The sequence below is a fragment of the Bradyrhizobium sp. BR 10261 genome (genome assembly GCF_019455395.1).
GTDB classification, from domain to species: Bacteria; Pseudomonadota; Alphaproteobacteria; order Rhizobiales; family Xanthobacteraceae; genus Bradyrhizobium; species Bradyrhizobium manausense.
In genome coordinates this window covers 25,302-39,361 of the sequence record NZ_JACOFQ010000024.1, presented here as the reverse complement: position 1 = coordinate 39,361, position 14,060 = coordinate 25,302, and the positions used below count along the sequence as shown (strand labels likewise).

The window sequence follows — 14,060 nt, the reverse complement described above, 5'->3', positions numbered from 1 at the left end:
CCGTATGATGGATAGTGCGGCCTCAAGGCAAGACCTTCCAACTGCAACGAGCATGCGTTTTCACAAACTCATCCAGATGTCGGCAGCCGTCGTGCTTGCAGCGGTCTCGCCAGGTGCGGCCCATGCCGCGACCGGCGGCGAGCCGGCAGCGGTCGCGCCGATCGACGTCGTGGCATGCCTCACCGCTGCCGCTGCTGATGATATGGACAAGGCGGGTGCGGCCTGCGCCGCCGTGATCGACAACGACAGGACGGCCAAGCCCGATCTGGTCAAGGCGCTGGTCGCGCGCGGCGCGCTTTATGCCCGTCATGACCAGATCGATCGCGCCGTCGCCGACGACAGCCGTGCTCTGCTGCTCGATCCGACGCTCGCCGACGTCTTCAACGCGCGTGGCGAGCTGTGGCTGAAGAAGGGCGACAAGCCCAAGGCGGTGCAGGACTTCGGCGCCGCGCTTCGGATCGATCCGAACCACGACAAGGCCAGGGCCAACCACAAGGCCATCGCGCGCGAGCTCGAGCGGATCGGTGCCCAGATGGCGGTTGCCGGCAAGCCGAGCTTCAACTGCGCCGGCGCGCGGCGCCCGGTCGAGAAGGCGATCTGCGCCAATCGCGAGCTCGCGGATCTCGATCGCGAGGTCTATGCCGCCCATGCGCGCGTGATCCGCGAGGCGCGCGATCCAGGTGAGGCCAAGAAATTCCAGCACGAGCAGGATGACTTTATTGCTCGTCGGAATGCCGGATTCGGCCGCCCGGGATATGATCTGAAGAAGACGATGCAGGAACGGCTGCAACGGCTGAATGGAGTGGACGGGTATTGACGTCTTCGCTTCATAAGAGGTCGTTATGCCCGGGCTTGTCCCGCCTGCGCGGCCGAAGCCGCTTCGGCGCGGCGAAGGCCCGGGCATCCACGTTCCTTCGGGGCAAGCCAAGACGTGGATGGCCGGGTCAACCCGGCCATGACGGCTGAATTGAACCCACACTCCCCCCGCCGCGACAACGGGAAAACCTGATGTCACGGAGCTTTACACCATGTGCGGCACGCGTTCTTCCGCGCAAATGTCCTCGATCACACATAGCCGGCTGCGCACCTTCCTCCTCAGCGCCGCGCTCAGCCTTGTCCTCGCCGCCCCGGCATCGGCCGCCGATTGCGTGATGGACAGCAAGGCCGCTCCAGCGGACATCATCTCCGCGTGCGGCGCCATCATCGACCAGACCTCGAATCCGAATTCCGACCGCGTCGCGGCGCTGCTGGTGCGGGCCGATGCCAATGCGCGGATATCCGGCGGCCTCACGCAGGCGCTGCGGGACATCGACCGCGCCATCGCGCTCGACGGCAAGAACGCGCGGGCCTGGCGGCTACGCGGCAACCTGTTGCGCGAAGCGGGCGGCGATCTCAACCGTGCCACGTCCGATCTCAGCAAGGCAATCGAGCTCGATCCGAAAGATGCCGAAGCCTATGAGCAGCGCGGCGTCGCCTACACCAACCAGCACCGTTACGATCGCGCGATCGCCGATTACGACCAGGCCATCAAGCTGAAGCCGGATGATGCGCAGGCCTGGTCCGACCGCGGCGCGACTTACTACCTCAATGGCGACAACGAGAAGGCGGTTGCCGATCTCAGCGAGGCGCTGCGGCTCGATCCGAACCGGGCGCGCAGCTATACCAATCGCGGTGCCGCCTACAAGAAGCTCGGCCAGCTCGACAAGTCGGTCGCCGACGACAGCGAGGCGATCAGGCTCGATCCGAAAGTGCCTGAGTATTACGACAATCGCGGGCTGACCTACGCTGCGATGAAAGACTACGACAAGGCGGTCGCCGATTACGACCAGGCGCTGCGGCTGGCGCCGCGGGCGAACTTCTTCACAAACCGCGGCGATTCCTATCAGTACAAGGGCGAGTTCGGTGCGGCGCTCAGCGACTACGAGGCCGCGCTGAAGCTCGATCCTGACTTCGCGAAGACCTACAACAACCGCGCGGTGCTCTATTCCAAGATGGGCGAGCGCAAGAAGGCGCTGGCCGATTACGAGACCGCGCTGCGGCTCGACCCCGGCAATGCCAACGCCGCAGACGGCCGCCGCACCATGGTGGCGGAGATCGCCAGGTTCGGCGCCGAGGCGCCTCACCCGCTGGCCGCGAATTCCGGGAACGGCCCATCATTCGATTGCGCCTCGGCCAAGCGCGAGGTGGAGAAGGTGATCTGCGCCGATCCGCAATTGGGCGCGCTCGACCGCCAGCTTGCGGAAGCCTATGAGCGCGTGCTGAAATCGATGAACCGGCGCGCTGCTGCAGGCTTACGCAAATCCCAGCACGAGTTCCTCGCCACCCGCGACGCCAGCTTCCGCCGCCCCGGCTACGATCTGAAGAAGGTCATGCAGGACCGGTTGCAGCGGTTGAATGCGATGGAAGGGTAGTTTCAGCTTGAACCGCGGCCCGTTCCCGGGAAAATACCCCCAAACACGGTCGGCACTTGATCCCTGTCATGGCGGGACTGACGTCCTGGCGTCAGGTCAAGGCGAGGCCAATAAACGGAACGGGAGCGCCGGGAATGAATGTCCAGGGAAAGACCGGGTATCACGAGGTCCATGCGCGCTCGCTGGCCGATCCCGAAGGCTTTTGGGCCGAGGCGGCCAAGGAGATCGACTGGATCGAGCCGCCGAAGAAGATTTTCGATCCCTCGCAAGGCGTCTACGGCCGCTGGTTCGCCGGCGGTGTCGTCAACACCTGCTACAACGCGCTCGACCGCCACGTCGAACGCGGCCGCGCCGACCAGGTCGCCCTGATCCATGATTCGCCGCTGACCGGCTCGGTCACCAAACTCACCTATGCCGAGCTGCTGACTGAGGTGCAGGTGCTCGCCGCGATCATGCAGGATTTCGGCGTCGCCAAGGGCGACCGCATCATCCTCTATATGCCGATGGTGCCGGAGGCCGTGGTCGCGATGCTCGCCTGCGCGCGCATCGGCGCGGTGCACTCTGTGGTGTTCGGCGGCTTTGCCGCCAAGGAACTCGCGACCCGCATCGACGATGCGCAGCCAAAGCTCATTCTCTCGGCGAGCTGCGGCATCGAGCCCGGCCGCATCGTGCAGTACAAGCCGCTGCTGGACGAGGCGATCAAGCTGGCGTCCGCCAAGCCAAAGGCCTGCATCGTGCTGCAGCGTCCGCAGCTGACGTGCGACCTCACGCCGAAGCGCGATTATGATTGGGCGAGCCTGCGCCGCAAGGCGATGAACGAGGGCAAGAAGGCGCCTTGCGCGCCGGTTGCCGCCACAGATCCGCTCTACATCCTCTACACCTCGGGCACGACAGGCATTCCCAAAGGCGTCGTGCGCGACAATGGCGGGCATATGGTCGCGGTGAAGTGGTCGATGTTCAACCTCTATGGCGTCAAGCCGGGCGAGGTCTGGTGGTGCGGCTCCGATATCGGCTGGGTCGTCGGCCACAGTTACATCGTCTACGGCCCGCTGCTGCATGGCGCGACCTCGGTCATGTATGAGGGCAAGCCGGTCGGCACGCCGGATGCCGGCGCGTTCTGGCGCGTGATCTCCGAGCACAAGGCGGTCGCGCTGTTCACCGCGCCAACCGCCTTCCGCGCGATCCGGAAAGAGGACCCGGACGGAAAATTCATCCGGCGATATGACCTGTCGAAATTCCGCACGCTGTTCCTCGCCGGCGAGCGCGCCGATCCGCCGACGGTGGAATGGGCGGAGCAGCAACTGAAGGTGCCTGTGATCGACCATTGGTGGCAGACCGAGACCGGCTGGTGCATTGCCGGCAATCCGGTCGGCCTCGGCCAATTGCCGGTGAAGCATGGCTCGCCGACGGTGCCGATGCCGGGGTATCAGGTCGACGTGGTGGATGAAGCCGCAAAGCCCGTGCCGGCGAACAGCATGGGCTCGATCGTGATCAAGCTGCCGATGCCGCCGGGCTGTTTGCCGACGCTGTGGAATCAGGATGAACGCTTCAAGGAGGCGTATCTCAGCGAATTCCCCGGCTACTACAAGACCTCGGACGCCGGTTACAAGGACGAGGACGGCTACGTCTTCGTCATGGGCCGCACCGACGACATCATCAATGTCGCCGGCCACCGCCTCTCCACCGGCGGCATGGAAGAGATCCTGGCTTCGCACCCGGATGTCGCCGAATGTGCCGTGCTCGGCGTCAAGGATGCGATCAAGGGCGAGGTGCCCTGCGGTTTCCTGGTGCTGAAGGCCGGCGTGAAACGCTCTCCTGGTGAGATCGAAAAGGAGATCATCGCGCTGGTGCGCGACAAGCTTGGCCCCGTCGCCGCTTTCAAGCTCGCCATCACCGTTGGCCGCCTGCCCAAGACGCGCTCGGGCAAGATCCTGCGCGGCACCATCAAGAAAATCGCCGACGGCGAGGCCTGGACCATGCCGGCCACGATCGAGGACCCGAAGGTGCTGGACGAGATCGGCGAGGCGCTGAAGGGGAGGGTGTGACGCGAAGCGGCAAGCCGGCGAGGGGCGGGGCTGTGGCTCCGATCTCAGCTGTCAACACCCGCGAAGGCGGGTGATCCAGTAATCCATGGCCGTTGTGTGAGCCATGACCGCCGCGGCGTCCTGGATTCCCCGCCTGCAGCCTGCAAAAGCTCCGGCGCGCCCAAGACCGAAACCTCGGCGAAGCCTTGGCGTAGCCAGCCTTGACGTAGCCAGCCTTGACGTAGCCAGGTCGCGGGGAATGACAGGGAGTGAGGAACAGCCTCCTCGGACTTACAATCTCCTCATTCCCAGCTAAACAGGGCCGGCCAACAGGGGACCTTCTATGTCACTCGCCACCGCGCCGCGGCTGCTCGTTGCCGTGGGCCTCGCCATCGTTCTCTCCGCCTGTGCGGGGCGTTACCAGACGCCAACGGCAATGGGTGGCGACGACGATGATGCGGTGTGCCAGGGCCGCGGCCTCGCGGTGGGCTCGCCGGAATATGTGGCCTGCCGCAAGGACCGCGACGTCCAGCGCAATGCGGCGCTCGCCCGTTCCGACCGCCGCCAGCGCGATCTCGGCGAATACATGCTGAACCATCCGGAGCGGCCCTGACATCGGCTGCGGTACTATCCTGCGCGCGACGGCTGGCCTTGACGTGACTCATCTGCAACGCCACGGCCAAATCGTGTCGCGCCCGTCCTGATTTGATCGGCATCAAATCCTTCGCCAGCGCCTTTCTGCTCTGACCCTGATGTCGCGCAACGAAGCGCGCTTATGGTTGAAGGGGATTGAAATGCAGAGAACGATAAGAAACTTGGCGCGGCTGGCGGCGCTTGGCGCCGCCTTCGCGGCGGCTGTTGAGGTCGCGCAGGCGGCCGACTTGCCTGTCTACACGAAGGCCCCGCCGCCGCCGGAGAGTTTCAATCCCTGGATGATACGCCTGCGCGTGCTCGGCGTCCTGCCGGATGCCGGCGGCTCGACCGTCAATGTCGCGGGCGTCCCGACGCTGTCGTCGCCGAATTCCGGTCTGTCGATCAGCAACCAGGCTGTGCCCGAGCTCGACATCAGCTACTTCTTCACGAAGAACATCGCGGCCGAGCTCATCCTCGGCGTCACCAGGCATTCCATCAGCGGCACCGGTTCGCTCGCCAACCTGCCGATCGGCAAGACCACGCTGCTGCCGCCGACGCTGACGCTGCAATATCACTTCGACAATTTCGGTGCGTTCAAGCCCTATATCGGCGCCGGTGTGAACTATACGGTGTTCTTCAACAACTCGGCCGCCAACATCCCCGCCGCCATCGTCGGTCCGCCCGCCATCGTCGCCACCACGACTGCGCTGCATGTCAGCAACCAATGGGGCGGCGCCGTGCAGTTCGGTTTCGACTACATGCTCGACCGGCACTGGGGCCTCAACGTTGACGTGAAGAAGCTCTGGCTGCGTCCAGATTATTCGGCGACCGTCAGCGGCCTGCCCGTGACGGGCACCGCACATATCGACCCATGGCTGGTCGGAGGCGGCGTTACCTACAAGTTCTGATGACGTTTCGCGGTGCCGGGACAACCCCGGCGCTGCGACCCTTGTCGTCGTTCGCCGCGGCGAGGGGCGCGCGGCTATCTCGCATGCATGGTCCGCGGATGCCGCTCGTGCAAGAGCTTCGCCAATGCGTCGCGATCCTCCGGGCGGTCTTTGACGGCAATTTCGAAAAGGGCTTCCTGGACATCGCGGGGCATATCGCCCCACACAGCCAGAGCAACGCGCCCCAGCATCAACGCAAAAACGTCTTCATCATCCCGCATCGTGATCCTCCGCGTTGGACACAATGCGAGGTCAGCCGCAACGTTCCCTGCGCAAGCCTGCGAAGGTTCCGGTGCGCAAACAAAAACGCGGCGGATCGCTCCGCCGCGTTCGAACCGGATGAGAGGGAGGGAGCCTACTCCTCCTCTTCCTCGTGCTTTTTGCCGCCGAGGGTCTTGAGCTTGGCGAACACGGCGTCGACGTTGAGGTCGTCGCTCGACTTCTCCGACGACTCGTACTCGTCCTTCTTGGTGGTCTCGGACGCCGGCAGCAGGGTGGCGCCGCCGTAGTTCGCGTCAACAGGCTTTTCCTTGGCGGCGCGCGCCACTTCGAAATCGAGCTCGATCTGCGAGCAGAGGCCGAGGGTCACCGGGTCGATCGGGGTCAGCTGCGAGGTGTTCCAGTGGGTGCGGTCGCGGACGCTGGCGATCGTGCTCTTGGTGGTGCCGACCAGGCGCATGATCTGGGCGTCCTTGAGCTCGGGATGGCTGCGCAGCAGCCAGAGGATGGCGCTGGGACGCTCGTGACGGCGCGATACCGGGGTATAGCGCGGGCCCTTGCGCTTGGGCTGGGGCGGCAGCACGACCTTGCTCTCCTGGAGACGGAGCCGGTAGTCCTGGTTCTTCTCGCCCTTCTCGATTTCCTCGCGGGTCAGCTGGCCGTTGGAAATCGGGTCCATGCCCTTGATGCCCTGGGCGGCGTCGCCGTCGGCGATCGCGCGCACCTCGAGGGGATGCATCTTGGTGAAATCGGCGACCTGGTCGAAGGTCAGCGCGGTGTTGTCGAGCAGCCAGACGGCGGTCGCCTTGGGCATCAGAGGTGCGTTGCTCATGGCAAATCTCCTTTGTGCTTCGCCCACCCCCTCAGGAGGCGAAACCGGTGGTCATCAGCGATGACAGGGAATTCGCGCTATATAAGCCCGGAGGGGGTAGCCACGCAATGGTTCTGCTATAGATAGTGCCTTGACAGCGTCTGAAAGGGGGCCCAATTCCCTCTGAAGCCGCCGTAGGCACTTAAGCTTTAGCCCCTATTCCATCCACCGACCGTCTTCCGCCCGTATTGCCGGGTGATTCGGTCCCGAGATCGCTCAATGTCAGCCAAACCAGACCTCAAGATCGTGCTTTGTTCTCCCCGCGGCTTCTGCGCCGGGGTGGTCCGGGCGATCGACACCGTGGAACGGGCGCTCGATAAATATGGCGCCCCCGTCTATGTTCGCCATGAGATTGTGCACAACAAATATGTCGTCGACGGGTTGAAAAAGAAGGGCGCCATCTTCGTCGAGGAGCTGGCTGAGATCCCGGAGAACACGACCGCGCCGGTGGTGTTCTCGGCCCATGGCGTGCCGAAGTCGGTTCCCGCCGACGCCCAGTCCCGCAATCTGTTCTCGCTGGATGCGACCTGCCCGCTGGTGACCAAGGTCCACCGCGAGGCCGCGATCCACTTCAAGCGGGGCCGCGAGATCTTCCTGATCGGCCACTCGCATCATCCTGAAGTGGTCGGCACGCTCGGCCAGCTGCCGGTCGGCGCGGTCACCCTGATCGAGACCGCCGAGGACGCCAAGACCATCAATCCGAAGGACCCGAACAATCTGGCCTTCGTGACCCAGACCACGCTGTCGATCGACGACACCGCGGAGATCGTGGCGCTGCTCAAGGAGCGCTTCCCGAACATCAACGGCCCGCATAAGGAAGACATCTGCTACGCCACCACCAACCGCCAGCTCGCGGTGAAGAAGGTGGCGCCGGTGGTGGACGCCCTGATCGTAGTCGGCGCGCCGAACTCGTCGAACTCGCAGCGCCTGCGCGAGGTCGCCGAGCGCGAGGGCTGCAAGATCGCCGTGCTGGCGCAGCGCGCCGCCGACATCGACTGGACCAAGTTCGGCAACATCGCGAGCCTCGGCATTACCGCGGGCGCGTCGGCGCCGGAAGTGATCGTCGAGGAGATCATGGACGCCTTCGCCGAGCGCTACACGCTGCATGTGGAGACGGTCTCGGCCGCGGAAGAGAACGAGTTCTTCCCGCTGCCGCGCCAGGTGCGCCCCGAAGCCGCCGCCGAGTAGTCTTGCATGGCGGTCTACACCGACGTTGCCGCCGACGAGCTTGCGGATTTTCTGAAGCAATACGATCTCGGCGAACTGCTCTCCTACAAGGGCATCGCCGAGGGCGTCGAGAACACCAATTTCCTGCTGCATACGACCAAAGGGTCGTTCATCCTCACGCTCTACGAAAAGCGCGTGGCGAAGAACGATCTGCCGTTCTTCCTCGCGCTGATGACGCATCTGGCCGAGCACGGCGTGAGCTGCCCGTTGCCGGTGAAGGCCAGGGATGGCGAGCCGCTGCACGAGTTGCAGGGACGGCCCGCCGCCATCATCACTTTTCTCGAAGGCATCTGGCCACGCAAGCCGAACGCTGTGCATTGCGCCGGCGTCGGCGAGGGCCTCGCCCGCATGCATCTGGCCGGCGCCGATTTCGCGATCAAGCGGGCGAACGCGCTGTCTGTCGCGGGTTGGCGGCCGCTGTTCGATGCAGCGGCGGATCGCGCCGACGAGGTGCAGCCGGGCCTGCGCGCGTTTCTTTCGGCCGAGCTCGACTATCTCTCGGGCGGCGTCTGGCCGACCAATCTGCCCGAAGGCGTGATCCACGCCGATCTCTTCAACGACAACGTCTTCTTCCTCGGCGACAAGCTGTCGGGCATCATCGACTTCACCTTCGCCTGCAACGACATGCTGGCCTATGACGTCGCGATCTGCCTGAACGCCTGGTGCTTCGAGCCGGATCATTCCTTCAACGTCACCAAAGCGCGCGCCTTCCTCAACGCCTACGGGCGGGTGCGCAAGCTTTCCGAGGCCGAAGAGGCCGCGCTGCCGCTGCTGGCGCGCGGCGCCGCGATCCGTTTCCTGCTGACGCGGCTGGTCGACTGGCTCAACGTGCCGCCGGGCGCGCTGGTCAAGCCGAAGGATCCCCTCGAATATGTCCGCAAGCTGCGCTTCCACCAGAGCGTCTCCAGCGCGCGGGATTATGGGCTGATGCCGTCAGGACTGGTCGCGTGAGCGAGCTCCCCAATGTCACGATCTTCACCGACGGCGCCTGCTCGGGCAATCCCGGGCCCGGCGGCTGGGGCGCGATCCTGAAGTTCGGCGACAAGGAAAAAGAGCTGAACGGCGGCCAGCCGCACACCACCAACAACCAGATGGAATTGATGGCGGCGATCTCCGCGCTCGAAGCGCTGAAGAAGCCGTGCACCGTCGATCTCTACACCGACAGCCAGTATGTCAGGCAGGGCATCACCGGCTGGATCCACGGCTGGAAGCGCAACGGCTGGCGCACCGCAGACAAGAAGCCGGTGAAGAACGTCGAGTTATGGCAGCGCCTCGATGCGGCGCTGAAAGCGCACCAGGTGCGCTGGCACTGGGTCAAGGGCCACGCCGGCCACCCGGAGAACGAACGCGCCGATCAATTGGCGCGGGACGGGATCGTGAAGGCGAGGCTGCAGCAGCGGCTGGCGGAGTAGGCGCGCGCTGTCGCGCCACCCTCAACTGTCATCGCCCGCGAAGGCGGGCGATCCAGTATTCCAGAGACGCTTGTGGTTTGGCCGAGGAGCCTCGGCGTACTGGATGCCCCGCCTTCGCGGGGCATGACAGTATCGTTTGTGGCTAGGAGTTGGGCCGCCTTACAGCTGCCCGAGCAGCGTATCGCCGCCCGACACCTCGACCTTGCCGGGCATCGCCTCGAGGTTCAGCTTCTTGACCACGCCGTCCTCGACCAGCATCGAATAGCGCTTGGAGCGAATGCCGAGGCCGTTGGCGGAGGCATCGAGCTCCATGCCGATCGCCTTGGTGAAGTCGGCATTGCCGTCGGCGAGGAAGATCGCCTCGTCGCGCTGGTCGGTGTCGCGCTTCCAGGCATTCATGACGAAAGCGTCGTTGACAGAGACGATCGCGATGGTGTCAACGCCCTTGTCCTTCATGGCGTAGGCGTTGAGGAAAATGCTCGGCAGATGCATCTTGTGGCAGGTGCCGGTGTAGGCGCCGGGCACGGCGAACAGCGCCACTTTCTTGCCCTTGAAGATATCGTCGGTGGTCTTCACCTGCGGACCTTCCGCCGTCATCACGCGGAATTTCGTCTCGGGCAGCTTGTCGCCAACTTGGATCGCCATGGTCGTTTCTCCATTGAAAGAGGCCGGCAGAGTTTCTAGAGCATTTTACCGCCGGAGGGAAACGGCTGTAATGAGCCGATGCTGCCAATTTCTCGTCATTGCGAGCCAACGGGTCCGCGCGAAGCGCGGCCCGATGACAGGCTCCGCGAAGCAATCCAGGCTGTGTCCGTGGAGGGATCCTGGATTGCTTCGTCGCAAGAGCTCCTCGCAATGACGACGGGGCGCGTCGTCGCTCCCCGTCGTACCCGTTGGCGACGCCTTACGCCGCCTGGGCCTTCTTCTGGTCGCGCAGCTCGCGGCGGAGGATCTTGCCGACATTGGTCTTGGGCAGGTCGGTGCGGAATTCGATGTGCTTGGGCACCTTGTAGCCGGTGAGCTGCTCGTGACAGAACTTGATCACGTCCTCGGCCGTGAGGTTCGGATCCTTCTTCACCACAAAGGCCTTCACCGCTTCGCCCGATTTGGCGTCGGGGATACCGATCACGGCGCATTCCAGCACGCCCGGATGGCTTGCGATCACTTCCTCGATCTCGTTCGGATAGACATTGAAGCCGGAGACCAGGATCATGTCCTTCTTGCGGTCGACGATCTTGGTGTAGCCCTTCTCGTCCATGATGCCGATGTCGCCGGTGCGGAAATAGCCGTCCGCGGTCATCACCTTGGCGGTCTCTTCCGGCCTGTTCCAGTAGCCGGCCATCACCTGCGGGCCCTTGGCGCAGATCTCGCCCGGCTGGCCGAGCGGCACCTCGTTGCCCTCGTCGTCGCGGATCGAGATGTAAGTCGACGGCACGGGGATGCCGATGGTGCCATTGAACTCGGCATTGGTCGCGGTGTTGCAGGTCAGCGTCGGCGAGGTCTCCGACAGACCGTAGCCTTCGGCGATCGAGCAGCCCGTGATCGCCTTCCACTGCTCGGCCACCGGCCGCTGCACGGCCATGCCGCCGCCGTTCGAGATCTTCAGCTTGGAGAAGTCGAGCTTCTTGAAGTCAGGGTGATGCATCAGGCCGTTGTAGAGCGTGTTGACGGCCGGGAAGCTGTTGACCTGATATTTTGCCAGCTCCTTGATGAAGCCGGCGATGTCGCGCGGGTTCGGGATCAGGAGATTGCAACCGCCGGCACGCACCGCGAGCAGGTAGCAGGCTGTCAGCGCGAAGATGTGATAGAGCGGCAGCGCGCACACGATCATCAGCTGCTCGACATGCGGCGGCTGAGCCAGCGCCGGCTGCAGCCAGGCGTCGTTCTGCAACACGTTGGCGACGATATTGCGATGGAGCAGCGTAGCGCCCTTGGAGACGCCGGTGGTGCCGCCGGTGTATTGCAGGAAAGCGACGTCGCCGGGCGAGAGCTTTGGTTTGTTGAAGGTCTGGCCGCGGCCGGCCGCGAGCGCGTCGTTGAAGGACACTGCGCCCGGCAGCGCGAAGGCTGGCACCATCTTCTTGACGCGGCGGACGACGAGATTGACGATCACGCCCTTGAAGCCGAGCAGATCGCCCATGCTGGCGACGATGACGTGCTTGACCGGGGTCTTCGCAATCACCTGTTCGACGGTGTGGGCAAAGTTCTCCAGCACGATGATGGCTTCGGCGCCGGAATCCTTGAGCTGATGCTCGAGCTCGCGCGGGGTGTAGAGCGGGTTGACATTGACCACGGCAAAGCCGCCGCGCAGCACGGCTGCGGTGGCCACGGGGTATTGCAGCACGTTCGGCATCATGACCGCGACACGGGCGCCGCGCTGCAGGCCGCGGCCCTGCAAATAGGCGGCGAGCGCCAGCGACATCTGGTCGAGGTCGCGATAGGTGATCGCCTTGTCCATGCAGACGAACGCCTTGCGGTCGGCGAACTTCGCAAAGCTCTCCTCCAAGAGATCGACCAGCGATGCGTATTGCGTCGGCTCGATATCAGCGGGCACGCCGGGCGGATATTGCTTGAGCCAGATGCGCTCCATGGAAACTCCCCTCTCTTAACGTCAGTGCCCGTTGTGTCCCGGGCTGCCTCATTGCCGCCAGTATCGAGCCTGCCGGAACGGCTGGCAAGCGTTCGAGGCTTAGGGCAAAGGCCGGGAGGTGGCTACTGGAATCGTCGCAAGTCGCTGCCGCAGGTGCGAAGTGCGGCCAAGCCTGGAGCGTTAACCTAGCTGTTGTTGGGCGCGGGCTTCGACGCAGGCTTTGTCGCGGCCTTGGGTTTTGCAGGTTTCGCAGCCTGATCGCCGCTCGCCGCCGCCTTGTCCGCAGCGGGCTTGTTGGCAGCAGGCTTGTTCTCAGCAGGTTTGGCCGCGGCATGCTTGCTCGCGGCCGGCTTTGCCGCGCTCTTTGCATCACTTTTCGCCGTGGCGTCGGGCTTGGCGGTTGCCGTCTTGGCTTCGCTGCCGGCGTCGGGCTTCTTGGCCACGCGCGACTTCTTGCCACGCGCCTTCGGCGTGGCCTGCTGGTCGGCGTCGGCTGCGACGGCCGCGACGAGGGCCGCGCCTGTGCGGGTCGGGCCGGTATAGACCACCACGGGCTCCACAGCCTCCGCGGCCGAGGCCATCAGGTCGGACGCCTTCATCAGCGGCGGCTGGAGGCCGGCGGTGAAGAACGTGACCTTGGCTTCGCCGCCGGTCAGAGAGGTCGATCCGCTGCCATTGGTCGCGATCAACGCATCATCGTCGTCGCTGGCCGGATGTTTGCGGTGACCACCGCACATCTCCTCACGCAGGTTCGGCGGCGAGGCATCGACGGGCACGAGGTTTTCGACAGTGCCGAGCGAGGGGCGCAGCCACGACAGATTGTCCTGGCTGAAGCCGCGCTCGAGCAGCTGCGCCGCCTTGACCGCGCGCGCGGTGCCGGAATTGGCGCCGAGCACCACCGCGATCAGGCGGCGGCCGTTGCGCGTGGCTGAGGCCACAAGGTTGTAGCCGGAGGCACAGATGAAGCCGGTCTTGAAACCATCGGCGCCGGGATAGCGGCCGATCAGCTTGTTGAAGTTCGGCGTGATCCGCTTGCCGAAGCGGATCGCCGGGATGTGCACGAAATACTCGTATTCGGGCAGGTCGCGGAGGAACGAGCGGGCGAGAATGCCGAGGTCGCGCGCCGAGGTGACGTGTCCGTCCGCGGGCAACCCGTTCGGATTGACGTAGTTGGTCTGCGTCATGCCGAGCTTCTTCGCGGTGTCGTTCATCATCACCGAGAAGCCGTCGATCGATCCGCCGAGGCCTTCGGCCAGCACCACGGCCATGTCGTTCGCCGACTTGACCATCATCATCTTCAGCGCGTTGTCGACGGTGAGCTGTGTTCCCGGACGCAGGCCCATCTTCGAGGGCGACTGCGAGGCGGCCGTCGGCGACACCGTCAGCAGCGTGTCGAGGGTGATCTTGCCGTCCTTCACCGCCTTCAGCGTCACATAGGCGGTCATGATCTTGGTGACGGAGGCCGGATACCAGGGAATGGTGGCGTTCTCGGCCTGCAGCACCTTGCCGCTGTCGGCTTCGATCAGCAGCAACGCTTCGGCATTGACGGCACGCGGCACGACAAGCGCACCGACGGCGATCGTCGCGGCGAACAGGTTGAACAGGGATTTGCGAAGCAGCGGGCGAAAGGCGTGCACTATCCGATTCCGGTCCTTGGAGAGCCGCTGGTTCCACGCGGTTCTCGTGATCTGATGTTCGGTTTTGAAATCCAGCGCCGCCGCTCGCG

General features: G+C 64.5%; 13 protein-coding genes. 8 read left to right on the top strand and 5 right to left on the bottom strand.

Annotated features, from left to right (window positions below):
• The first annotated feature begins 52 nt into the window (after positions 1 to 52).
• The 5 genes from HYH07_RS25450 to HYH07_RS25430 all read left to right on the top strand — a co-directional run bounded on the left by HYH07_RS25450 (position 53) and on the right by HYH07_RS25430 (position 5,976).
• A complete protein-coding gene (locus tag HYH07_RS25450) occupies positions 53 to 817 on the top strand; it encodes a tetratricopeptide repeat protein (RefSeq protein ID WP_220005076.1) in 765 nt (254 codons plus the stop codon).
• Positions 818 to 1,028: 211 nt separating this feature from the next.
• Positions 1,029 to 2,411 carry a tetratricopeptide repeat protein gene (locus HYH07_RS25445; protein ID WP_220005075.1) on the top strand — a complete coding sequence of 461 codons (1,383 nt, stop codon included), beginning with the start codon at positions 1,029 to 1,031 and terminating at the stop codon, positions 2,409 to 2,411.
• 134 nt (positions 2,412 to 2,545) lie between these two features.
• A complete protein-coding gene (locus HYH07_RS25440) occupies positions 2,546 to 4,456 on the top strand; it encodes a propionyl-CoA synthetase (protein ID WP_220005074.1) in 1,911 nt (636 codons plus the stop codon).
• Between the two features lie 322 nt (positions 4,457 to 4,778).
• The gene (locus tag HYH07_RS25435) at positions 4,779 to 5,048 is read left to right on the top strand and encodes a hypothetical protein (RefSeq protein ID WP_220005073.1); all 270 of its coding nucleotides are present in this window, start codon (positions 4,779 to 4,781) and stop codon (positions 5,046 to 5,048) included.
• 181 nt (positions 5,049 to 5,229) lie between these two features.
• Positions 5,230 to 5,976: an OmpW family protein gene (locus HYH07_RS25430; RefSeq protein WP_220005072.1), complete on the top strand. Its 747-nt coding sequence runs from the start codon at positions 5,230 to 5,232 to the stop codon at positions 5,974 to 5,976.
• A gap of 74 nt (positions 5,977 to 6,050) precedes the next feature.
• Here the strand turns inward: HYH07_RS25430 and HYH07_RS25425 are convergent, their stop codons facing one another.
• Together HYH07_RS25425 and HYH07_RS25420 are read right to left on the bottom strand one after the other, a co-directional pair.
• Complete coding sequence (locus HYH07_RS25425; RefSeq protein WP_220005071.1) at positions 6,051 to 6,236, bottom strand: hypothetical protein; 186 nt, start codon at positions 6,234 to 6,236, stop codon at positions 6,051 to 6,053.
• Between the two features lie 134 nt (positions 6,237 to 6,370).
• Positions 6,371 to 7,066, bottom strand: coding sequence for a DUF1013 domain-containing protein (locus tag HYH07_RS25420; protein WP_057759654.1), 696 nt, complete (start codon positions 7,064 to 7,066; stop codon positions 6,371 to 6,373).
• Between the two features lie 258 nt (positions 7,067 to 7,324).
• Here HYH07_RS25420 and ispH point away from each other — a divergent pair, with 258 nt between their 5' ends.
• Genes ispH through rnhA form a run of 3 tightly spaced genes read left to right on the top strand, consistent with a single transcriptional unit; the run spans position 7,325 to position 9,744 of the window.
• Complete coding sequence (gene ispH / locus HYH07_RS25415) at positions 7,325 to 8,293, top strand: 4-hydroxy-3-methylbut-2-enyl diphosphate reductase (RefSeq protein ID WP_220005070.1); 969 nt, start codon at positions 7,325 to 7,327, stop codon at positions 8,291 to 8,293.
• Positions 8,294 to 8,299: 6 nt separating this feature from the next.
• Positions 8,300 to 9,283 (top strand): homoserine kinase, encoded by a 984-nt coding sequence (locus HYH07_RS25410; RefSeq protein ID WP_220005069.1) that lies wholly within the window; start codon positions 8,300 to 8,302, stop codon positions 9,281 to 9,283.
• The gene (gene rnhA, locus HYH07_RS25405; RefSeq protein ID WP_057759646.1) at positions 9,280 to 9,744 is read left to right on the top strand and encodes a ribonuclease HI; all 465 of its coding nucleotides are present in this window, start codon (positions 9,280 to 9,282) and stop codon (positions 9,742 to 9,744) included. Before HYH07_RS25410 ends, rnhA begins: the two co-directional genes overlap by 4 nt.
• Positions 9,745 to 9,903: 159 nt before the next feature.
• Here the strand turns inward: rnhA and HYH07_RS25400 are convergent, their stop codons facing one another.
• The 3 genes from HYH07_RS25400 to HYH07_RS25390 all read right to left on the bottom strand — a co-directional run bounded on the left by HYH07_RS25400 (position 9,904) and on the right by HYH07_RS25390 (position 13,971).
• Entirely contained in the window at positions 9,904 to 10,389 is a 486-nt protein-coding gene (locus tag HYH07_RS25400; protein WP_057759644.1) for a peroxiredoxin, read from the bottom strand.
• A gap of 259 nt (positions 10,390 to 10,648) precedes the next feature.
• Positions 10,649 to 12,334, bottom strand: coding sequence for a long-chain fatty acid--CoA ligase (locus tag HYH07_RS25395; RefSeq protein ID WP_220005068.1), 1,686 nt, complete (start codon positions 12,332 to 12,334; stop codon positions 10,649 to 10,651).
• A 185-nt stretch (positions 12,335 to 12,519) separates the two neighbouring features.
• Positions 12,520 to 13,971 carry a D-alanyl-D-alanine carboxypeptidase family protein gene (locus HYH07_RS25390; RefSeq protein ID WP_220005067.1) on the bottom strand — a complete coding sequence of 484 codons (1,452 nt, stop codon included), beginning with the start codon at positions 13,969 to 13,971 and terminating at the stop codon, positions 12,520 to 12,522.
• Positions 13,972 to 14,060: the final 89 nt, after the last annotated feature.